At 64.3% G+C, this 21,235-nt stretch carries 13 protein-coding genes and 1 pseudogene; 10 read left to right on the top strand and 4 right to left on the bottom strand.

Annotation, left to right across the window (positions count from 1 at the left end; genetic code table 11):
* Positions 1-254 precede the first annotated feature (254 nt).
* The 4 genes and pseudogenes from BLT40_RS01095 to BLT40_RS01085 all read left to right on the top strand — a co-directional run bounded on the left by BLT40_RS01095 (position 255) and on the right by BLT40_RS01085 (position 2,672).
* Positions 255-1,067, top strand: coding sequence for a hypothetical protein (locus BLT40_RS01095; protein WP_090350816.1), 813 nt, complete (start codon positions 255-257; stop codon positions 1,065-1,067).
* Positions 1,067-1,243 (top strand): annotated as a pseudogene (locus BLT40_RS20485) (hemolysin); the annotation flags it as partial. The gene BLT40_RS01095 and the pseudogene BLT40_RS20485, both read left to right, overlap by 1 nt.
* A 125-nt stretch (positions 1,244-1,368) precedes the next feature.
* On the top strand, positions 1,369-2,190 hold the full coding sequence (locus BLT40_RS01090; protein WP_143025810.1) for a hypothetical protein: 822 nt from the start codon (positions 1,369-1,371) through the stop codon (positions 2,188-2,190).
* Between the two features lie 170 nt (positions 2,191-2,360).
* Positions 2,361-2,672 carry a hypothetical protein gene (locus tag BLT40_RS01085; protein WP_090350812.1) on the top strand — a complete coding sequence of 104 codons (312 nt, stop codon included), beginning with the start codon at positions 2,361-2,363 and terminating at the stop codon, positions 2,670-2,672.
* Between the two features lie 24 nt (positions 2,673-2,696).
* Here the strand turns inward: BLT40_RS01085 and BLT40_RS01080 are convergent, their stop codons facing one another.
* The 3 genes from BLT40_RS01080 to BLT40_RS01070 all read right to left on the bottom strand — a co-directional run bounded on the left by BLT40_RS01080 (position 2,697) and on the right by BLT40_RS01070 (position 9,576).
* On the bottom strand, positions 2,697-3,632 hold the full coding sequence (locus BLT40_RS01080) for a 5'-nucleotidase (protein ID WP_090352485.1): 936 nt from the start codon (positions 3,630-3,632) through the stop codon (positions 2,697-2,699).
* A 63-nt stretch (positions 3,633-3,695) separates the two neighbouring features.
* Positions 3,696-4,454, bottom strand: coding sequence for an NAD kinase (locus tag BLT40_RS01075; RefSeq protein ID WP_036111490.1), 759 nt, complete (start codon positions 4,452-4,454; stop codon positions 3,696-3,698).
* A gap of 202 nt (positions 4,455-4,656) precedes the next feature.
* Positions 4,657-9,576: an NAD-glutamate dehydrogenase gene (locus BLT40_RS01070; RefSeq protein ID WP_079522189.1), complete on the bottom strand. Its 4,920-nt coding sequence runs from the start codon at positions 9,574-9,576 to the stop codon at positions 4,657-4,659.
* 270 nt (positions 9,577-9,846) lie between these two features.
* Between BLT40_RS01070 and BLT40_RS01065 the strand changes: the two genes are divergently transcribed.
* Genes BLT40_RS01065 through BLT40_RS01055 form a run of 3 tightly spaced genes read left to right on the top strand, consistent with a single transcriptional unit; the run spans position 9,847 to position 15,059 of the window.
* Positions 9,847-10,503 carry a TetR/AcrR family transcriptional regulator gene (locus BLT40_RS01065; protein ID WP_090350810.1) on the top strand — a complete coding sequence of 219 codons (657 nt, stop codon included), beginning with the start codon at positions 9,847-9,849 and terminating at the stop codon, positions 10,501-10,503.
* The gene (locus BLT40_RS01060; protein ID WP_090350808.1) at positions 10,500-11,720 is read left to right on the top strand and encodes an efflux RND transporter periplasmic adaptor subunit; all 1,221 of its coding nucleotides are present in this window, start codon (positions 10,500-10,502) and stop codon (positions 11,718-11,720) included. The genes BLT40_RS01065 and BLT40_RS01060 overlap by 4 nt, the downstream gene beginning before the upstream one ends.
* A 12-nt stretch (positions 11,721-11,732) precedes the next feature.
* Positions 11,733-15,059 (top strand): multidrug efflux RND transporter permease subunit, encoded by a 3,327-nt coding sequence (locus BLT40_RS01055; RefSeq protein ID WP_090350807.1) that lies wholly within the window; start codon positions 11,733-11,735, stop codon positions 15,057-15,059.
* A gap of 127 nt (positions 15,060-15,186) precedes the next feature.
* On the opposite strand, the gene BLT40_RS01050 is transcribed toward BLT40_RS01055, so the two are convergent.
* Complete coding sequence (locus tag BLT40_RS01050) at positions 15,187-16,353, bottom strand: acyl-CoA dehydrogenase family protein (RefSeq protein ID WP_309868540.1); 1,167 nt, start codon at positions 16,351-16,353, stop codon at positions 15,187-15,189.
* Positions 16,354-16,518: 165 nt separating this feature from the next.
* On the opposite strand from BLT40_RS01050, the gene BLT40_RS01045 reads away from it, so the two are divergent.
* Genes BLT40_RS01045 through metH form a run of 3 tightly spaced genes read left to right on the top strand, consistent with a single transcriptional unit; the run spans position 16,519 to position 21,232 of the window.
* Complete coding sequence (locus tag BLT40_RS01045; RefSeq protein WP_090350805.1) at positions 16,519-17,457, top strand: ArsR/SmtB family transcription factor; 939 nt, start codon at positions 16,519-16,521, stop codon at positions 17,455-17,457.
* Positions 17,454-18,536 carry a homocysteine S-methyltransferase family protein gene (locus BLT40_RS01040; protein WP_090350803.1) on the top strand — a complete coding sequence of 361 codons (1,083 nt, stop codon included), beginning with the start codon at positions 17,454-17,456 and terminating at the stop codon, positions 18,534-18,536. The genes BLT40_RS01045 and BLT40_RS01040 overlap by 4 nt, the downstream gene beginning before the upstream one ends.
* Positions 18,533-21,232, top strand: coding sequence for a methionine synthase (metH, locus tag BLT40_RS01035; RefSeq protein WP_090350801.1), 2,700 nt, complete (start codon positions 18,533-18,535; stop codon positions 21,230-21,232). Before BLT40_RS01040 ends, metH begins: the two co-directional genes overlap by 4 nt.
* The last annotated feature ends 3 nt before the right edge of the window (positions 21,233-21,235 follow it).

Here is a 21,235-nt window from a genome sequence, read left to right as displayed (position 1 = left end):
GACACGCGGTGCGGCACGTGCCCCATCGCATCGCTGCGGCAACAACGACCTCACGCTCGACCGCCGTTTCACAGTCTGCGTCGTCCATGCGCCACGCGATGAAGCGCTGGCGAGGCATGAGTCCGATGCATTGAAGCAGTTCGTTGCCGCCCATCGCGACGACGGCCACCTCGCGTCGATACCCGCATCGCCGACCAGCCTCATCGCGGAAGCCGAACACGCCGCCGCGCCAGACGATCGACCAAGGAGAGGCCATGCCCGTTTCCAAGTCTTTGATTACGTTTCTTGCAGCGCTCAGCGCGGTTTCCGTGCATGCCGGAGAGTCGACATCGTCGCTTGCTCCGCTAGCTCCCCCCGATAAAACCGAAGCGACCGTTGACGCGAAGCTCGGGCCTCACCGCTTTCGTTTTCCGAAAAACCTGTACTACCAGCAATCGGGACCCGATGCGGATGGCGGGGTGATGCTCAACGTACAGTGGCCTCATCTGCGACCGCTCCCCCTCGGCGTCGACTATCACGACAGCAACGACAATTTCATCAACCACATAAGCATTGATCTATCGACGGTGGAGCATCTTTCAGATGACCAGTACCGCGCACTACTCCGCCGAATGATCGAGCCATTAGACCCGGAGAAACCCACACCGAGCGAAAAGGTCCTTGACGATCTCAGCGCACGAATACAAGGCGATACATCTCACGGCCTGACACGCTATTCGGTGGATTTCGAGAAATTTCGAGACTTCTACATCACGACCTACGGCACTCACGTCAGACCTCCCGACCCCATACAGAATGACGACTGGTATGTTCACATAGGCGTGGATGGCATCCCGACAACGGTAATCAAGTGCACCCCGGTCGCTCAAACGGATGGAGTGCGGATCGAATCCGGGAGAATTGTCGACATCCCAGGCCGTTCGCGCCGCGCGACGTGTAGGCATCAATTTCTGGTGCCTGAGTACGGACTGCTCGTTTCCCTCAGCTACCCTCGGGTGATCTTGCCCGAGTGGCAAACAATGGAGATGTTTGTGCGTAAGACGTTGAAAGCAACGAAGGCGAAATAATGAATGGGCTGACGAATAAAGATCTCGACGTCCTACCCATATACGCCAATATGGGAAATCGTGAGCTTTATTGGAAGTACCTCGCCGAGCTTCCCGGAAATGACGGGTAGCGGCGGCTTGCACTTGGTGTTGTGAGGAATGACAACATGCCCGGCGCCACAGCAAACGCATATGCGCACCGCCCGCGGGCGAGCAGATCGTGGCGACCCCGTCGGTGCCGACGCCCGTCATTCGCCATACCTTGACCTCATCGCGGAAGCCGAACACGCCGCCACCCCAGACGATCGACCAAGGAGGGGCCATGCCTGTTTCCAAGTCTTTGATTGCGTTTCTTGCGGCGCTCAGCGCGGCCCCTGTGCATCCCGGAGATTCGCCATCATCGCTTGCTCCGCTAGCTCCCCCCGATGAAACCGAAGCGGCCGTACCGACTGTTGACGCGAAGCTCGGGCCTCACCGCTTTCGTTTTCCGAAAAGCATGTACTACCAGCAATCGGGGCCGGATTCCGATGGTGGGCTAATGTTGAACGTGCAGTGGCCTTCTTTGCAGCCACTTCCCATGGGCATCGACTATCACGACACACCAGAGTACTTCCTCAACAACATCGCCATCGACCTCGACCCGGTGAAGCAACTTACCGACGCCGAGTATCAGACGCACCTCCGCAGGTCTGTCGAACCTGTGGATCCGGGTGATCCACGCCAGCGCATGCATCCGGCGACGAATCTCGATCAACGGATCGAACAAAACCCCATCTACGGGCTGACTCCCTATTATGTCGACTTCGACAAATTCCGCACTTACTACATGAAGCGGTATGGAGAGCGAGCGCGGCCGCCAACGCCGAGCCAGAATGCGGACTGGTTCGTCCGCATGGGGCCGAATGGAGTGCCGACCACCTTCATTGAATGTTCCTCTCATTTGATCCAGGACGGCGCGGGGATCGAAAACGGCCGTATTGTCGATGCACGAGACGGAGGCAGCCGATCGACTTGCAGGCACCAGTTCCTCATGCCCGAGTATCGCGTCGTGGTGACTCTCAGCTACCTGAGGGTCGTGATGCCGAACTGGCAACGCCTCGAGGCGTTCGTCAGAAAAACACTCAAAGACCGAGAGGTTCGCTAATGTCGCAGCAACCGCACACACTCGACAGCTCCGACCTCGAGAGTCTCAGAAGCCACGCCGTGCAAGGCAACCGCGAGCTGTATCGGAATTATCTTGCCCAGCTTCCAGGGAACGACGGCTACGGACAGTTAGCACGACCCTGTCGTTTACCGAGATGAAGGACGTCACCGATGCAGCTCCCCATGGAAGTTCCGAACGATAAGGCGGCACAGATGGCGCTTGTCGCGCGTCAATCGAACATACGCGACGCAAGTGAGTTGTGTGACGTCGATGTTCAGGGGCGGAGCATCGTGTGCACGGGGATCCGCCCGGGGTCTATCGCCACACTCGACCTGGCCTCACCCGCACCGCCTATGGAGCGGAGTCTCGCCCAAGGACAGCAATGGGATGCCACCCTACAACAGCAAGCCCTCGATGCCTCCATGCAGCAAGCGAGCCAGCAGGCCGCGGTGACTCAGAAAGGGCCTGTGATGGGCCTCTGATCTCACTAGCGGGACCAAGCGGCCTCAGCTGTTCGACACCCCATGCGGCACATGCCCCGTCGCCACATGCCGGCGGGCCGACTCCACGTTGGCCGGGGAGTCGTCGAAAAAGATATCGGCGCCAAAGGCATCGAGGAACGGCCCCTTGTCACGACCACCGAGGAACAACGCCTCGTCGATGCGAACACCCCAGCGGCGAAGCGTAAGAATCACGCGCTTGTGCGCCGGGGCGGAACGCGCCGTCACCAGCGCCGTACGAATCGGCGAGGTCTCCGCCGGGAACGCCGCCTGCAGGCGATGCAGCGCGGCCAGGAAACCACGGAACGGGCCGCCCGACAGTGGCTCGGCCCAAAGCTCCGACTCACTGCGATGAAACGCATCCAGGCCCTGCTCCTTCGAGACACGCTCGCCTTCGTCGCCAAAGATCACGGCGTCACCATCGAAGGCGATGCGAAGCTGTTCGCTGGAACGCTGCGGCGCCGTCGACGGGAGGATCGTCGCGGCGGCGACGCCCGCCCGCAACGCGCGGCCCACATCTTCCGCATTGGCTGAGAGGAACAGATCCGCCCGGAACGGGGCGATGTAATCGGAGGTCGGCGCTCCGCTGGTGAACGCCGCCCGCGAGATACCCAGCTTGTAATGCTGTATCGCGTTGAAGATCCGCAGACCCGTGTCGCCGGAGTTGCGCGACAGGAGAATCACCTCGACCGGCGGAACGTCGCCGGACAACGCGTTCAGGCCGAGAAGCTTCTGCACCAGTGGAAAAGCCACGCCAGGCTTCAGCAGGTCGTTCTCGTGCTCGATCTGGAAGGCGCGGTAGGCATCGAGGCCGTCGCGCTCAAACAGGTCGTGGCTGTCTTCCATGTCGAAGAGCGCTCGCGAGGAGATGGCGACGACGAGGCGGTTGTCGCTGACTGAGGCGTCGTTGTGGGCGTTCTGGCTTTCTTCGGGGGCGTTCATGGGATGGAGGTTGGGGCTAAAGGCCATCGCGCGCAAGGCGCGCTCCTACAGGTTCGCCTCCGGTCAGGGGGCGAATTGTTCGTCGAGGATGCGTTGCTGGAGATTGTGCTCCGGATCGAACAGGAGGCGGACCGCGTTCCGGCGCGACTGCTTGATCTCGACCGAGCGGACGTCGCGCACTTCGTGGAAATCCGCCGTGGCGCTGATCGGGCGCTTGTTCGGATCCTTGGTGTGCAACGTGACGCGGGTGGCGTGGGGCAGGATCGCGCCGCGCCAGCGCCGCGGCCGGAACGGGCTGATCGGCGTCATGGCCAGCACGTTGGCGTCCAGGGGGAGGATGGGACCATGGGCGGACAGGTTATACGCGGTGGAGCCGGCCGGGGTGCAAACCAGGACGCCATCGCAGACAAGCTCGTCGAGCTTCATCTCGCCGTTGAGGCTGACCGTCAGATGAGCCGCCTGGTTGCTCTGACGTAGCAGCGCGACTTCGTTGAAGGCCAGCGCGCGGTGTTCGACACCGTCGCAGCAGACGCTATGCATCTCCAGCGGATGCAGCACGGCCGGATGGGCCCGCTCGATACGTTCGGGCAGGTGGTCGAGGTCGTGCTGGTTCATCAGAAAACCCAGGCGACCCAGCTTCATGCCGTAGAACGGCAGGCCGAGGGTGCGGTGGGCGTGGAGGGTGCGAAGCATGAAGCCGTCGCCCCCGAGAGAAACGACGATCTCGGCGTCTTCGGGTTCGACGCCCTTGTAGCGTTTGACTAGCGCCGCACGGGCGCGTTGGGCCACTTCGGTTTCGCTGGCGACAAAGGCTAGGCGCATGAGGTGTGGGCTTCCGGATCCAGTCCGGAGCTTAGTCCTTAAATGGCGGAGTCGGATAGGCTGAAGTTGCCGCAGCTTCCTGTGGGGTTGCCCGCTGCCGCGGGATCGCCAGCAGGCCGGCTCCCACAAGACCGGGGCTCTCCCCCGGCGATGTGGCTCCCACCAGGAAGGCGATGCCTCGCCCTGATGGGAGCCCGCCTTTTTACACCGGAATCTGCGCCAGCTGTGCCAGACGACGGACCGCGACGGAGGCGATCGGGTAGTCCGCATTCTGGGTCAGGATCTCGGCCAGCATCGCGCGGGTGTACTTCAGCGTGGCATCGTCCCGCTCCAGCCAGGCCTTGACCGGGCTGATGTCCGTGCGGTCGCCGGCGACCGAAAGCACCTGCAGGGCCAGGGCGCGATGCTGGGCGTTGAGCTCGTCCAGCAGCGAACCACGCGCCTGCGCGTGCCAGGCACCTTCGACCGGCAGGGCCTCGATCTGCCCACGCAGCCAGTCGAGGTCCAGTGCCTCGGCCAGCTCGTAGAACACACGGGCGACCGTCGCCATGTCCTTGCCGCTCTGCTTCGACACTTCGACCATGTCCAGCGCCGCACGCAGCACCGGTACGCGGGCAAGACGGACCGCCAGTTCACCGGGGACGCCGAGGCCTTCCCACTTCTCCTGGCTCGCGCCAAAGTCGCCACGGCCGGTATCGGTCAGGGCATCGGGCAGCGCCTTGCGCAAGACGGTCACTTCGCTGGCGAAACGATCGACGTTGGCGGCGATGTCGAGCGTGCCGCCCGGACGGTTGAGCAGCCAGCGGGTCAGGTGACGCAGCAACGACCAGATCTGTAGGATCGCGTCGATCTGGGTGTCTTCCGCGACCTTGCCGTCGAGCTTCTCGATCTCGGCCCACAGTTCGCGCGCATCGAGGATTTCGCGTGCGGCGGTGTACGCCTTGGCGATCGACGCCGGACCGTGGCCCGTGTCTTCCTGCATGCGCATCATGAACGTCGCGCCCATGCGGTTGATCGTCGAGTTGGTCACCGCAGTGGCGATGATCTCGCGCTTCAGGCGATGGCGCTGCATGTGCTCGGCGTACTTCTCGTGCAGCGGCACGGGGAAGTAGCGGACCAGTTCGCGCGAAAGATACGGATCTTCCGGCACGTCCGAATCCAGCAGCTGCTGGAACAGCCGGATCTTGTCGTACGACAGCAGCACGGACAGTTCCGGACGGGTCAGGCCCTGACCGCGCAGCTTGCGCTCCGCCAGTTCGGCGGCCGTCGGCAGCGATTCCACCGCACGGTCGAGCATGCCTTCGGCTTCGAGCGTGCTGATGAAGTGAGCCATCGAGCCGAGACGACGCACCGACTGGTGCTCCATCACGGTGATGGCCTGGTTCTGACGATAGTTGTCCCACAGCACGAGGCGGCCGACTTCATCGGTCATCTCGGCCAGCTGCTTGTTGCGGCCCTCGAAGGTCAGCTCGCCGCGCTGGACGGCATCGTTGAGCAGGATCTTGATGTTGACCTCGTGATCCGAGGTATCCACGCCAGCCGAGTTGTCGATGAAATCGGTATTGAGGAGCACCCCGGCCTGGCCGGCTTCGATGCGACCCTTCTGGGTCATACCCAGGTTGCCGCCCTCGCCCACCACCTTGCAGCGCAGCTCGTTGCCGTTCACGCGCAGCGCGTTGTTGGCGCGGTCGCCGACGTCCGCGTGCGTTTCGCTGGTCGCCTTGACGTAGGTGCCGATACCGCCGTTCCAGAGCAGATCCACCGGCGCCTTGAGGATCGCCGAGAGCAGGTCGGTCGGCGCCATGTGCGTCGCGTCGCTGCGAATGCCCAGCACGGCCTTGATTTCCGGCGACACCGGGATCGACTTCGCCGTACGCGGCCAGATGCCGCCACCGGCCGAGATCAGCGACTTGTCATAGTCCTCCCACGACGAGCGCGGCAGCGCGAACATGCGCGCACGCTCGGCGAAGGACGTCGCCGAGTCCGGGTTGGGGTCGAGGAAGATATGGCGATGGTCGAAGGCGGCCAGCAGGCGGATCTTCTCCGAGAGCAGCATACCGTTGCCGAACACGTCGCCCGACATGTCGCCCACGCCGACCACCGTGAAATCTTCGGTCTGGCAGTCACGACCCAGCGCACGGAAGTGGCGCTTGACCGACTCCCACGCACCCTTCGCCGTGATGCCCATGCCCTTGTGGTCATAGCCGTTGGAGCCGCCCGAGGCGAAGGCGTCGTCGAGCCAGAAGCCGTGTTCGGTCGAGATCGCGTTGGCGATATCGGAGAACGTGGCCGTGCCCTTGTCCGCGGCGACGACCAGATACGGATCGTCGTTGTCGTGACGGATCACGTCATGCGGCGGTACCACCGCACCCTCGACGAGGTTGTCGGTGATGTCGAGCAGGCCGTTGATGAACATGCGATAGCAGGCGATGCCCTCGGCGAGCTGCGCATCGCGATCGCCACCGACGGGCGGACGCTTCACGAAGAAGCCGCCCTTGGAACCCACGGGCACGATGACCGTGTTCTTCACCATCTGAGCCTTCACCAGACCGAGGACTTCGGTACGGAAGTCCTCGCGACGGTCGGACCAGCGCAGGCCACCACGTGCCACCGCACCGAAGCGCAGATGGATACCCTCGACACGCGGCGCGTAGACGAAGATCTCGCGGAACGGCACCGGCTTGGGCAGATCCGGCACCTGGTGCGAATCGAACTTGAAGCTGATGTACGGGCGGAACACCCCGTCCCAGGCCTGGAAAAAGCTGGTACGCAGCGTGGCGTGCACCAGCGCGATGTAACTGCGCAGGATGCGGTCTTCGTCGAGGCTGGACACGTTGTCGAGCAGCGCGTTGATCGCTTCTTCGACCGCCGCCACCTGCTCGTCGCGCGGACGCGACAGCGATGCGATGAGGTTGCCGATGAGACCTGGCTGGGCCGACAGGATCTCCGCGCCGATCAGCGTGTGCATCTCGTGCGACAACATGCTCTCGGCCCACGCGCGCTCCGTGGCGTCGAGGCTTTCGCGGCGTGGGTCGAAGCGTGCGTTGAACAGCTCGACGATCAGACCCGCGATGGCTGGATAGCGATTGAGCGCGTCTTCCATGTACGCCTGCGAGAACGCGACACCCGCCTGCTGCAGGTACTTGGTATAGCTGCGCAACACGGCGACCTGGCGCCAGCCGAGCTTCGCGCCCAGCACGAGACGGTTGAAGCCGTCGTTCTCCGCGTTGCCGCGCCAGATCTGCTCGAAGGCGTCTTCGAACAAGGTGCCGACCTGCTCGACCTCGAAGGCGAGACGACCCACCGGCTGCACTTCGAAATCCTGGATGTACAGGCGGCTGTCGCCGGCCTTCACTTCATACATGTGCTCGGTGAGCACGCGCAGGCCGAGGTTTTCCAGCTGCGGGAGGACCTCCGACAGCGCGATATCGGAACCCGAGCGATACACCTTGAAGCGGAGTTCTTCCGGACGGTGCGACGGATGGTAGAACGACATGCTGATGGCATCGGGGCCGTCGAGGCCGGCCAGGGCGCGCACGTCGGCCGCGGCGACCTGCGGCGACACCTCGTCCACGTAGCCGGCCGGCAGCAGCTTGCCGTAGCGGTTGGCCAGGATGATGCCTTCCTGCTCGCCCACCGTCGCGATCAGACGATCGCGCAGGTCGTCGTACCAGTTGCGCGCGATCGACGCGATCTGCGACTCGATGCTGACGGCGTCGTAAACCGGGTGGTCGCCGATGCGCGGACGAACCACCACGTGCAGGCGAACCAGCGCGGCTTCGCCCATGAGCACGGCGGAATCCACGTGTTCACCGTGGAACGCGTCGCGCAGGACGTTCTCGACCCGTTCGCGAACCGTCGTGTTGAACCGGTCGCGCGGGATGAACACCAGGCACGAGAAGAACCGGCCGTAGCTGTCGCGGCGGATGAACAGGCGCGTGCGCGTGCGCTGCGCCAGCTCGAGCAGCCCGGTGGCCAGCGCGTAGAGCTCGTCCGTGCTGCACTGGAAAAGCTCCTCGCGCGGCAGGGTATCGAGGATGTGCCGCAGCGCCTTGCCCGAATGCGAATCGCGCTTCAGGCCCGAACGGTTCATCACCGCTTCGCACTTGTCGCGCACCAGAGGCACATGCTGCGGGTGGGCCATGTACGCGTTGGACGAGAACAGGCCGAGAAAACGCTGTTCGGCGACCGGGCGCCCCGTGTCGTCGAACTTGAGGACGCCGATGTAATCCATGTAGCCCGCGCGATGAATCGGCGAACGGGCATTGGTCTTGGTCAGGATGATCGCGTCGGTGGAACCCGAGCGCGGCAGTTCGCTGGCCACCAGGGTGCGCAGCGATCGCGGCGCCAGCGAGCGCTCGGCGGCACGAAGAATGCCCAGGCCCGAGCCCTCGACGGTCTTGAGCACCTCGTCGCCCTGCCCCGGCGCCACTTCGTACTCGCGGTAGCCCATGAAGGTGAAATGGTCGTCGGCGACCCAGCGCAGGAAGTCGCTGGCCTCGCGGACCTCGTCGGCGGTGTACGGCAGGGAGCGCCTGCCAAGATCGTCGGCGATCTCGTTCATCTTGCCGCGCATGGCACGCCAGTCGTCGACGGCCTCGCGCACGTCGTGGAGCGCGGTCTCGACGTTGGCCCTGAGGGTCTCCAGTTCGGTGTCGTCGATGCGGTCGATTTCGAAACGCATGAGCGACTCGGTCTTCTCGCCGGCGCCGATCGACTCGAGCACCCCGGCGGCGGACCGGACCACCGGCACGACCGGGTGGATGATCGCGTGCACGTCGGCGTGCGCGGCGGCCACCATCGATACGGTGTCGACCAGGAAGGGCATGTCGTCGGTGACGACCTCGACCACGGCGCGGGTGCCGGACAGGCCCGGGTTGTAGACACGGACCTTCGCTTTGCCCGGCGTGCGCTCACGCGCGAAGGTCAGCAGGTCGGCGATCAGGGCGGCCCAGCGGTCGGGAGCGTGCAGCGCGTGATCGGCCGGCGCGATGCGCTCGAAGAAGGCCTGGATAAAAAAGCGCGCCTCGTTGAGGCGCTCCGCGGGGTAGTCGATCTTTTTCAGTTCATCGAAGACGAGGGCTTCGAACTGGCCGCTTTCGGCGGTGCGAATCGCATTCATGGGCGGATATCGATGTGGGGACGGGAAAGAAATCCGTGAAAGCATAGCTCCCACACGTGGCATGTAGCCACACCGTCAGACATAACGGATACGGTGCGTTTTCACTGCGCCGCGACATTATCCGTGCACTGTTTCGGGAAACGGACAGCATGGCTTCGTGCCGACTCGAAGCTGCAACGCAACAATTCGCGCGCGAATGGCGCTATTGCCCGTTGACGCTGGTCCGAGGGAGATTCTAAACTGGACGGTATAGTCCAGCAGGTAAAGTTAATGTCGCACCTGGAGTCACGCCCCGCTTCGGATCACCAGCAGCGGGTGCTTCAGGCGGCGTGCGCCCTTTTCCTGCGCGACGGTTACCGCGTCAGCATGGTGGCGGTGGCACGCGAGGCGGGCGTGTCCAAGCAGACCGTGTACGCGCATTTCGAGAACAAGGACACCCTGTTTCACGCCGCCGTCCAACAACTCGCCCACCCTTTGCACGCGAGCCTCGCACCCGAGAGCCGCGGCCTGGCCGACACGCTGTATGCGTTGGCACAGGCGCACCATACCTACGTGATGGATCACGAGCACGTCGCGCTGGGCCGGATGCTGATCGCGGAAGCACCGCGCTTCCCGGCCGCTGCGAAGACGTTCTTCCGCACGGCGATCGGTACGGTCGCGGTGCGTTTGTCGCGTTGCATGGCTGAAGCGATGGATGCGGGAGAGATGCGCCGGGACGACCCGGAGGTGGCCGCCGAGCTGTTCCTGGCCATGTTGCATGGGCTCGAGGGGGATCGTCGCCTCTTCGGCATGCGGGCGAGGGGCCAGAAGGCGCAGGACGAGTGGGCGAGACATGCGGTAACCGTATTTATGCACGCGTACGACATCCCCACGGATGACCGGCCGCGAAAGATTAAGAAACCTGGAATAGGAACGGAGTTTTCATGAATCCCCTGCCTCTGCGCACGTCCCTGATGGCCCTCGGCCTCACCGCGGCGCTTGCCGCCTGCCACAAGCAGGAGGCGCCCCAGCAGCCGCCTCCGCCCGAAGTCGGCGTCGTCACCGTTCAGCCTCAGGACGTTCCCCTCGTCCAGGATCAGGTCGGTCGCGTCTCGTCCTTCCGCACCGCCGATGTGCGCGCTCGCGTGCCGGGCATCCTGCTGAAGCGCCTGTATGACGAAGGCACGGACGTGAAGGCCGGCCAGAAGCTGTTCCAGATCGATCCGCAGCCGCTGACCGCCGAACTCAACGCCCAGCTTGCCGCCCTGGCTTCCGCCAAGGCCGCCGCGGCCAACTACAAGGCCACGGCCGACCGTTCGCGCGGGCTGATCGGCAAGAACTACATCTCCCGTCAGGATCTGGATACGGCCGAAGCCAACGAGCGCACCGGCAACGCCTCGGTCAAGCAGGCCGAAGCCAACGTCCAGTCGGCCCGGATCAACCTCGGCTTCACCGATGTGGTCTCGCCGATCGACGGTCGTGCGGGCCGCCAGCAGGTCACGGAAGGCGCACTCGTCGGCCAGAGCGACACCACGCTGCTGACCCAGGTCGACGAAATCGACAAGGTCTACGTGAACTTCAACATGTCCGTCAGCGACCTCGACACGATGCGCGGGGCCGCCGCCAAGGGCAATGTCACGCTCAGCGACACCAGCCAGTCCACGGTCCGCATCCAGCTTCCCGACGGTTCCGATTTCGGTGAGCAGGGCGCGATGGACTTCTCGTCCGCCACCGTGAACCCGCAGACCGGCACCGTCGACCTGCGCGCCCTGGTCACCAACACCGGCACGCGCCTGCTCCCGGGCCAGTTCGTGACGGTCAAGGCCAACCTCGGCAGCCTGCACAACGTCTACCTGGTGCCCCAGGCCGGCGTTCTGCGCGACGCCAACTCGGCCTATGTGATGGTCGTCGACAAGGCCACGGTGAAGGACGCGGACGGCAAGGAGCAGACCATCGATTCCGCCGCCGTCCGTCGCCCGGTCCAGACCGATCGCATCTCGGGCAGCAACTGGGTCGTCACCGGCGGACTGAAGCCGGGCGACAGGGTCATCGTTCAGGGCGTGCCCAAGGCGAAGGAAAACTCGCCCGTGAAGGCCAGCCCCGCCCAGCAAGCTGCTGCACCGGCTCAGGCGGGCGCCCCCGCCGCGCCGGCCGGCCAGCAGTAAGGGAGTTTCGTCATGCCGAGTTTCTTCATCGACCGCCCCATCTTCGCGTGGGTGCTGGCGATCCTGATCAGCCTCTGCGGCACGATCTCCCTGTTGAACATGGGTATCGAGTCGTATCCGAACATCGCTCCCCCGCAGGTCACCGTCACGGCGACCTACCCGGGTGCGAGCGCGGATACGACCGAAAAAACCGTGACACAGGTGATCGAGCAGCAGCTGACGGGTATCGACCACCTGATCTACTTCAGCTCGCAGTCCAGTTCGTCGGGCACGGCCACGGTCACGCTGACCTTCGACACCGGTACCGACCCTGACATCGCGCAGGTGCAGGTGCAGAACAAGGTGTCGCTGGCGACGCCGCGCCTCCCGTCGGAAGTGACCCAGCAGGGCGTCGTGGTGGCCAAGGCCAATCCCGACTTCCTGATGTTCATCGCTCTGACCTCGACCAACAAGGCCATCGACAGCCATCGCCTGATGGATATCGTGTCCTCGCAGGTGCTCGACCAGGTCGCTCGTATTCCCGGCGTGGGCAGCACCCGCCAGCTGGGTGCCGAGTACGGCATGCGCGTCTGGCTCAACCCCGACAAGCTCCGCGGCTACGGCATGTCGGCCACCGACCTGCAGTCGGCACTGGCCGCGCAGAACGTGCAGTTCGCGGCGGGTTCGCTCGGTACCGATCCGGCGACCGACGGTCAGGGCTTCAGTGCCACCGTCTCGGCGGAAGGCCGCTTCACCTCGGCCGAAGAGTTCTCCAACGTGATCCTCCGTGCGAACAACGACGGTACGGTCGTCCGCCTGAAGGACGTGGCGCGCGTGGAGCTCGGACCGCAGACCTACGGATTCGCCACCGACTACAACGGCATCCCCACCGGCGCCTTCGGTGTGCAGCTGCTGCCCGGCGCCAACGCGCTGGACGTCGCCAAGGCGGTTCGCGCGAAGATGGACGACCTGTCCAAGAGCTTCCCGGACGGCGTGACGTGGTTCGCCCCGTACGAGTCCACCAAGTTCGTGGTGATCTCGATCGAGGAAGTCGTGCATACCCTGGTCGAGGCGATCATCCTCGTCTTCCTGGTGATGCTGATCTTCCTGCAGAACTTCCGCGCGACGATCATCCCCACGCTGGTCATCCCGGTCGCCCTGCTCGGTACGTTCATCGGCCTCTCGCCGCTGGGCTTCACGATCAACCAGCTGACCCTGTTCGGCATGGTGCTGGCCATCGGTATCGTGGTCGACGACGCGATCGTCGTGATCGAGAACGTCGAGCGCATCATGACGGAGGAGCACCTGCCTCCGAAGGAAGCCACGCGCAAGGCGATGGGCCAGATCACCGGCGCCATCGTGGCGATCACCGTGGTGCTGGCGGCGGTGTTCATTCCGTCCGCGCTGCAGCCCGGCGCTTCCGGCATCATCTACAAGCAGTTCGCACTGACCATCGCGGTCTCGATGGGCTTCTCGGCGTTCCTCGCCGTCACCTTCACGCCGGCCCTCTGCGCCACCCTGCTCAAGCATGAGCCGGACAAGCGCAAGAACGTCGTCTACCGCAAGTTCAACCAGGTCTTCGACTGGACCACGCATACGTACTCGGGTCACATCGACTCCGCCGTGCGCCATGGTCCGCGCTGGATGATCGTGTTCGTGCTGATCGCGGCGCTGGCCGGCTTCCTGTTCACCAGGCTGCCGTCGAGCTTCGTCCCCGACGAAGACCAGGGTTATGCGCTGGCGATCGTGCAGCTCCCGCCGGGCTCGAGTCTTGCCCGTACGCAGAAGGTGCAGGAGCAGATCCGCAACATCATGCTGAAGAACCCGGAAGTCGAGGGTGTCTTCCAGATTTCCGGCTTCAGCTTCGTGGGTCAGGGTGAAAACGTCGGCATGGTCTTCATTCGCATGAAGGACTGGGCCGATCGCGACATCACCGTGCCGGAGTTCCTCGGCAAAGCGAACGGCCAGATGCAGGCGGTGAGCGATGCCACGATCTTCGTGGTCAACCTGCCCACCATCCGCGGTCTGTCGCAGTTCGGCGGCGTCGACATGTTCCTGCAGGCCCGTGCCGGCCAGGATCGTGCCGAGCTGACCCAGGCGCGTAACCAGCTGCTCGGTGCCGCGGCGCAGGACAAATCCCTGGTGGGTGTCCGTCCGAACACGCTGGAAGACGCTCCGCTGCTGCAGCTCAACGTGGACCGTACGCAGGCTCAGACGATGGGTCTGTCGGTCAGCGACATCTACACGGCCATCCAGCTCACGCTGGCGCCGGTCTATGTCAACGACTTCCAGTACGGCGGCCGCGTGAAGCGCGTGATGATGCAGGCCGACGCCCCCTACCGCATGGGTACGGACGCGTTCGCACACATCTACACCCCGAGCACGCTGACCTCCTCCACCGGCAGCACGTCCTCGACGACGAGCACGGTCGCCAGCGCATCGACGGCCACCGACAGCAGGATGATCCCGCTGTCCACCGTGGTTCACTCGAAGTGGACGATGGCCGCACCGACGCTGACCCGCTACAACGGGTACTCGGCCGTGGAGATCGTAGGTAACAACGCGCCGGGCTCGTCGACGGGTCAGGCCATGGCGACCATGGAGAAAATCGTCAACGACAAGCTCGGCAAGGGCATCGGTTACGACTGGAGCGGCCAGTCCTACCAGGAAATCCTGGCGGGTAATTCGGCCACCGCGCTGATGGTGCTGTCCATCGTCATCGTGTTCCTCTGCCTTGCCGCCCTGTACGAAAGCTGGTCCATTCCGGTGGCCGTGCTGCTGGTGGTGCCGCTTGGCCTTCTCGGTGTGGTGGTGTTCTCGATGTTGCGCGGCCTGCCGAACGACATCTTCTTCAAGATCGGCATGATCACCGTGATCGGCCTGGCCGCGAAGAACGCCATCCTGATCGTCGAGTTCGCGGTCGAACAGCAGCAGGCCGGCAAGACGCTTCGCGACGCGGTGGTGGAAGCCTCCCGCCTGCGACTGCGCCCCATCCTGATGACCTCGCTGGCCTTCATCCTCGGCGTGTTGCCGCTGGCCATTTCCACCGGTGCGGGCGCCAACTCCCGCCACGCCATCGGTACCGGCGTGATCGGCGGCATGCTGTTCGCCACCATCTTCGGCCTCCTGCTGATCCCGGTGTTCTACACCTCGGTTCGCCGCATGCTGGGTGACAAGCTGGATGAGGTGTCCCACAAGATGCCGCACGCCGGTCATGACGACGACCACGATCCGCACGGCGGCGGCAACGGTGGTGGCGACGGCCCGAATGGCCCGACCAACCTCCATCCGCATGCTCCGAACGTCGGCGATGTCCGGGCCTTCGATTCGGATCCGCGACGCGGCACCGATCGACCGTAAGGTCGGAAGGCAAGTACCTATGAAAAGCCCGGCGAAAGCCGGGCTTTTTTTCGTCGCCGCGGCGGCCTTAAAAAAAAAGCCCCGGCATAACCGGGGCCCCTTCGTGTCCGCTCGAGTCGATGATTGCTCAGCGCAACCCCGTCTCCGAGCGCGCAATCACCAGCCGCTGAATCTCACTCGTACCCTCGTAGATCTCCGTGATCTTGGCATCGCGGAAATAACGCTCCAGCGGCATTTCTTTCGAGTAGCCCATGCCACCGTGGATCTGCACGGCCTGATGGGTAATCCACATCGCCGCCTCCGACGCCACCAGCTTGGCCATAGAAGCCTCGGTACCGAAACGGCCGCCGTTCTTATCGGTCTGGGCCTTGGTCCACGCAGCACGCAGGGTCAGCAGCAGCGCCGCATCCAGCTTGCACTTCATGTCGGCGATCTTGGCCTGAGTCATTTGGAACGTGCCGATCGGGTGACCGAACGCCTTGCGGTCCCGCGACCACTGCAGGGTGGCTTCGTACGCGGCACGCGCGATGCCCACCGCCTGCGATGCGATACCGATGCGACCGGCATCCAGCACGCCCATGGCGATACCGAACCCCTTGCCCTCTTCACCGAGCATGTCTTCCTGCGGGCAGATGTAGTCGTGAAACTCGATCTCGCAGGTGGCCGAGGCGCGGATGCCGAGCTTCGGCTCCGTCTTGCCGGCGAGAAAACCCGCCCGCTTCGTGTCGATGATGAAGGCCGACACGCCACGCGCACCCATACCGGGCGTCGTCACCGCGAACAGCACGATGTAGCGGGCGACCGGACCGGAGGTGATCCAGCTCTTCTTGCCGTTGATGACCCAGTCGCCGTCGGCATTCTTCACCGCGCGCGTGTGCATGTTGGACGCGTCGGAGCCGGACTGCGGTTCGGTCAGGGCATAGGCGCCAATGGCCTCGCCGGAGGCGATGGCGCGCACGTACTTCTGCTTCTGGTCTTCCGTGCCGTTCTTGAGGATCCCGTTGCAGAACAGCGAATTGTTGACCGACATGATCGTCGAGGTGGCGGCATCGGCCGCGGCGATCTCGACCATGGCCAGCACGTAGGACACGGGATCCATGCCGGCGCCGCCGTATTCCTCGGGCACTTCGATGCCCATCAGGCCCAGCTGACCCATTTCCTGGATGTTCTCCAGGGGAAACTCACCCTTCGCGTCGAACTCGGCGGCGACCGGGGCGATGCGCTTCTGAGCGAAGTCGCGGGCAATGGACTGAATCGACAGCTGGTCGTCGGTAAAGCGGAAATCCATGGACATTCCTCGCGCCGGCCGGAAGGACGGCAAGTCTTGGGGTGGGGACTAGCCGGTCATTCTAACGGTCGTTCGAGAGCTTGCCGCTCTGCACTGCAACATGCGGCCTTGACGCTGGCCGGGGCGGGCCTCATCCTTACGCATCTTTCTATCGCGATATAAGGATGCAGGATGGATCTGTCGACGGCCTCCACGGTGCTCCGACTCCTGGCCGACCCGACCCGCGTCCGCCTGCTCGCCCTTCTGGACCGCGAGGAACTGACCGTCGCCGAGCTGGCGGCGGTGCTGCACCTGGCCCAGCCGCGCGTGTCGACCCATCTGGCCAAGCTCAAGGAGGCCGAGTTGGTGCGTGACCGCCGAGCCGGCGTGTCGGCCTATTATCGGGCCAATGCCGAGGCGGATCCCACGCTGGCCGCCCTGGTGGCCTCCCTGCGTGACACACTGAGCGATGCCCTGCTCAAGGAGGATGCGGAACGGCTTCCCGCGGTTCTCGCCCAACGGGCCCGGGCCGAAGGCTGGGCGGATACCGTCGCCGGCGACATGGAGCGTCATTATTCGCCGGGTCGCACCTGGGAAACCCTGGCGCGCTCGCTGTTGCAGTTACTGGCGACCGGCGATGTCCTGGATATCGCCTCCGGCGACGGCGTCACGGCGGAGCTGCTCGCACCGCATGCCCACTCGATCGTCTGCATCGACAGTTCGGAACGCGTCGTCGACGCCGCTCGGCAGCGGCTGACCGCCTTCCGCAATGTCGACGTGCGTACGGGCGACATGCACGCGCTGGACCTCGAGGACGGTCGCTTCGACCTTGTCCTGCTGCTGCACGCCCTCACCTATTCGGAGCGTCCCGACGCCGTATTCAGCGAGGTGGCGCGGGTGCTGAAGCCCGGAGGCCGCGTGCTGGCGTCCACCCTTGGCGAACACGACCACCGCGCGGTGGTCGAGCCGTTCGATCATCGCAACCTCGGCTTCACCTGCGACGCCCTGACGGCCCTGGCGCGGAAAGCCGGTCTGGACGTGGTCAGCTGCGAGCGCCTGAGCCGCGAGCGCCGTTCACCCCATTTCGAAGTCATCAGCCTGCTTGCGCGCAAGCCCGGAGGCACCCCATGAGCACCCTGCCCTGGCTCCATCCCGATCGTGTCGCCCTGATTCAGAAGGGACTCGCGGAACGCATCATGATCCTCGACGGCGGCATGGGCACCATGTTGCAGGGACACCAGCTTGACGAGGCCGGCTATCGCGGCGATCGCTTCGCCGGCGGCCTCGACAGCGCGCACACGCACGATCACGACCACCCGGGCGAATGCGATCTGAAGGGCAACAACGACCTGCTCCTGCTGACGCAGCCGGACATCATCCGCGGCGTGCACACCGCGTATCTCGAAGCGGGAGCGGACTTCGTCGAGACCAATACCTTCAACGCCACGCGCGTGAGTCAGGCCGACTATCATCTCGAACACCTCGTGCCCGAACTGAACCGCGAAGGCGCGCGGATCGCCCGCGAAGCCTGCGACGCGATGACCGCGATCACGCCGGACCGTCCGCGCTTCGTCATCGGCGTACTCGGGCCGACCAGCCGTACCGCGTCGATCTCTCCCGACGTGAACGACCCGGGCTTTCGCAACATCGACTTCGAGTCGCTCAAGGCCAACTACGTGGAAGCCGCGCGCGCGCTCATCGAAGGCGGCGCCGATACGATCATGGTCGAGACGATCTTCGACACGCTCAACGCGAAAGCCGCGCTGTTCGCCCTGAGCGAATTGTTCGACACGCTCGGCGCGCGCGTCCCCGTCATGATCTCGGGCACCATCACCGACCGCTCCGGCCGCACGCTCTCGGGACAGACGGCTGAGGCGTTCTTTTACTCGGTCGAACACATCCAGCCGCTGTCCGTCGGCCTGAACTGCGCACTCGGCGCGGAAGATCTGCGCCCGCATGTGCAGATGCTCTCGCGCATTGCCGGCAGCGCCATCAGCACCCATCCGAACGCGGGCCTGCCCAATGCGTTCGGCGAATACGACGAAAGCCCCGAGAGCATGGCCGAAACGATCCGCGGGTTCGCCGAGGAAGGCCTGATCAACATCATCGGTGGCTGTTGTGGCACCACGCCGGCGCATATCGCCGCCATCGCAGCCGCTGTCGCGCCGTATCCGCCGCGTCAGCCCAGGGATACCGCGCAAGCCGCATGAGCATTCGATACACCCGCCTTTCCGGCCTCGAACCGCTGGTCCTCACGCCGGACCTGAACTTTATCAACGTCGGTGAACGTACCAACGTCACCGGTTCGGCGCAGTTTCGCAAGCTGATCAAGGAGGGCCGCTACGAAGAAGCGGTGGATGTCGCGCGTCAGCAGGTCGAAAACGGTGCGCAGATCATCGACATCAACATGGACGAAGGCCTGATCGATTCCGAAGCCGCGATGACGCGCTTCGTGAACCTGATCTCTTCCGAGCCGGACATCGCACGCGTACCGATCATGGTCGACTCCTCCAAGTGGAGCGTGATCGAGGCCGGCCTGCGCTGCATGCAGGGCAAGGGCATCGTCAATTCCATCTCGATGAAGGAAGGTGTCGACGCGTTTCTCGAGCATGCGCGCAAGGTGCGCCAGTACGGCGCCGCCGTCGTGGTCATGGCCTTCGACGAAGTCGGCCAGGCCGACACGAAGGAGCGCAAGATCGAGATCTGCTCGCGCGCCTACGAGTTGCTGGTGAACGAGGTGAACTTCCCGCCGGAAGACATCATTTTCGATCCCAACATCTTCGCCGTGGCGACCGGCATCGAGGAACACAACAACTACGCGGTGGACTTCATCGAGGCCACGCGCGAACTGAAAAAACGATTCCCCGCGTCGCATATTTCCGGCGGCGTCTCCAATGTGTCGTTCTCGTTCCGCGGCAACAACCCGGTCCGTGAGGCCATCCACTCCGTTTTCCTGTATCACGCGATCGCCGCGGGCATGGACATGGGTATCGTCAACGCCGGCGGCCTGTCGATCTACGACGACCTGCCGGAGGAATTGCGCGAGCGCGTCGAGGACGTCGTACTCAATCGCCGCGCCGATGCCACGGAGCGCCTGCTCGAGGTTGCCGACAAGTACAAAGGCGGCAAGGGGGAAGTCGCCGTGGAGACGGCGGCCTGGCGCGAAAAGCCCGTCATCGAACGCCTGACTCATGCCCTCGTGCATGGCATCGACCAGTACGTCGTGGAGGACACCGAAGAGGCGCGGCAGCTGTCGGCACGTCCGCTCGACGTCATCGAAGGTCCGCTGATGACCGGCATGAATGTCGTCGGCGACCTGTTCGGTGCGGGCAAGATGTTCCTGCCCCAGGTGGTGAAGTCGGCACGTGTCATGAAGCGCGCGGTAGCTCACCTCATCCCGTACATCGAAGAAGAAAAGAAGATCTCGGGGAACGCGACGAAGAACAACGGCAAGATCGTGCTGGCGACGGTCAAGGGCGATGTCCACGACATCGGCAAGAACATCGTCGGCGTGGTGCTCCAGTGCAACAACTTCGAGGTCATCGATCTTGGCGTGATGGTGCCGACGCAGAAAATTCTCGACGTCGCGCGTGCCGAGAACGCCGACATCATTGGCCTCTCAGGACTGATTACGCCGTCGCTTGAAGAGATGAGCCAGGTCGCGCGCGAGATGCAGCGCCAGGATTTTCATGTGCCGCTGATGATCGGCGGTGCCACGACCTCACGCGCCCACACGGCGTTGCGTATCGAACCGCACTACAAATCGCCCACCGTGTGGGTGAAAGACGCCTCGCGCGCCGTCGGCGTCGCACAGTCGCTGGTCAGCAAGGACCTCGTCGACGATTTCATGGCCAAGGTGCGCTCCGAATACGCCGAGGTCCGTGAGCGCCACAGGGGCCGCGGGACGGGTAAGCAGCTGGTACCCCTGACCAAGGCACGCGCGCAACGCTTTCAGGGCGACTGGGAGACGTACACGCCACCGACGCCGCGTGCGCCCGGTATCACCGTCTTCGACGACTACGACCTTGCCGAGTTGCGCCGTTACATCGACTGGTCGCCGTTCTTCAACGCATGGGAACTCGCCGGCAAGTTCCCCGCCATCCTCACCGACGAAATCGTCGGCACCCAGGCGACGGAGCTCTACGACGACGCGCAGGCGATGCTCGATAGGCTGATCGCTGAGAAATGGCTCACCGCCAAGGGTGTCATCGGTTTCTGGCCGGCGGCGCAGAGCGGCGACAGCATCGAGGTTTACGCCGATCCCGGCGTGGGCAAGCGCAAGCCGGTAGCGATGCTGCACCACCTGCGCCAGCAGGTCGACAAGCCGGTGGAGCGTCCCGACTTCTGTCTGGCCGACTTCGTCGCACCTAAGGACAGCGGCGTACAGGACTGGGTCGGCGGCTTCGCCGTCACGGCCGGCATCGGCATCGATGAACACGTGGCGCGCTTCGAGGCCAGTCACGACGACTATTCGTCGATCCTGCTCAAGGCGCTGGCCGACCGGCTGGCGGAAGCCTTCGCCGAACGCCTGCATGAACGCGTCCGCAAGGAGTTCTGGGGCTACGAGCCCGAGGAGTCGCTGGACAACGACTCCCTGATCGCCGAAGCCTACCGGGGCATCCGCCCTGCCCCCGGCTATCCCGCGTGCCCCGAGCACAGCGAGAAGCGCACACTGTTCGATCTGCTGGACGCGACGACGCACACCACCGTGCAGCTCACCGACAGCTTTGCGATGTATCCCACCGCGGCGGTATCGGGCTGGTACTTCTCGCATCCGGCCAGCCAGTACTTCGTGGTGGGCCGCCTCACCCGCGAGCAGGTCGACGACTATGCGAAGCGCAAAGGCTGGGACCGGACCGAAGCGGAGCGCTGGCTGGCCCCGTATCTGGACTACGACCCCGACTGAAAG

Origin of the sequence: Dyella sp. 333MFSha (assembly GCF_900102405.1) — a bacterium.
Classification (GTDB): domain Bacteria; phylum Pseudomonadota; class Gammaproteobacteria; order Xanthomonadales; family Rhodanobacteraceae; genus Luteibacter; species Luteibacter mycovicinus.
Note: the sequence above shows the minus strand (reverse complement) of the source record. Positions and strands in the feature narration are given on the sequence as shown.

Bases quoted from the DNA above. Each gene is read 5' to 3' on its own strand.
- metH (WP_090350801.1), top strand. From the start codon at position 18,533: ATGAGCATTCGATACACCCGCCTTTCCGGCCTCGAACCGCTGGTCCTC.
- BLT40_RS01085 (WP_090350812.1), top strand. From the start codon at position 2,361: ATGCAGCTCCCCATGGAAGTTCCGAACGATAAGGCGGCACAGATGGCG.
- BLT40_RS01045 (WP_090350805.1), top strand. From the start codon at position 16,519: ATGGATCTGTCGACGGCCTCCACGGTGCTCCGACTCCTGGCCGACCCG.
- BLT40_RS01040 (WP_090350803.1), top strand. From the start codon at position 17,454: ATGAGCACCCTGCCCTGGCTCCATCCCGATCGTGTCGCCCTGATTCAG.
- BLT40_RS01090 (WP_143025810.1), top strand. From the start codon at position 1,369: ATGCCTGTTTCCAAGTCTTTGATTGCGTTTCTTGCGGCGCTCAGCGCG.
- BLT40_RS01095 (WP_090350816.1), top strand. From the start codon at position 255: ATGCCCGTTTCCAAGTCTTTGATTACGTTTCTTGCAGCGCTCAGCGCG.
- BLT40_RS01065 (WP_090350810.1), top strand. From the start codon at position 9,847: ATGTCGCACCTGGAGTCACGCCCCGCTTCGGATCACCAGCAGCGGGTG.
- BLT40_RS01055 (WP_090350807.1), top strand. From the start codon at position 11,733: ATGCCGAGTTTCTTCATCGACCGCCCCATCTTCGCGTGGGTGCTGGCG.
- BLT40_RS01075 (WP_036111490.1), bottom strand. From the start codon at position 4,454: ATGCGCCTAGCCTTTGTCGCCAGCGAAACCGAAGTGGCCCAACGCGCC.
- BLT40_RS01070 (WP_079522189.1), bottom strand. From the start codon at position 9,576: ATGAATGCGATTCGCACCGCCGAAAGCGGCCAGTTCGAAGCCCTCGTC.
- BLT40_RS01060 (WP_090350808.1), top strand. From the start codon at position 10,500: ATGAATCCCCTGCCTCTGCGCACGTCCCTGATGGCCCTCGGCCTCACC.
- BLT40_RS01050 (WP_309868540.1), bottom strand. From the start codon at position 16,353: ATGTCCATGGATTTCCGCTTTACCGACGACCAGCTGTCGATTCAGTCC.
- BLT40_RS01080 (WP_090352485.1), bottom strand. From the start codon at position 3,632: ATGAACGCCCCCGAAGAAAGCCAGAACGCCCACAACGACGCCTCAGTC.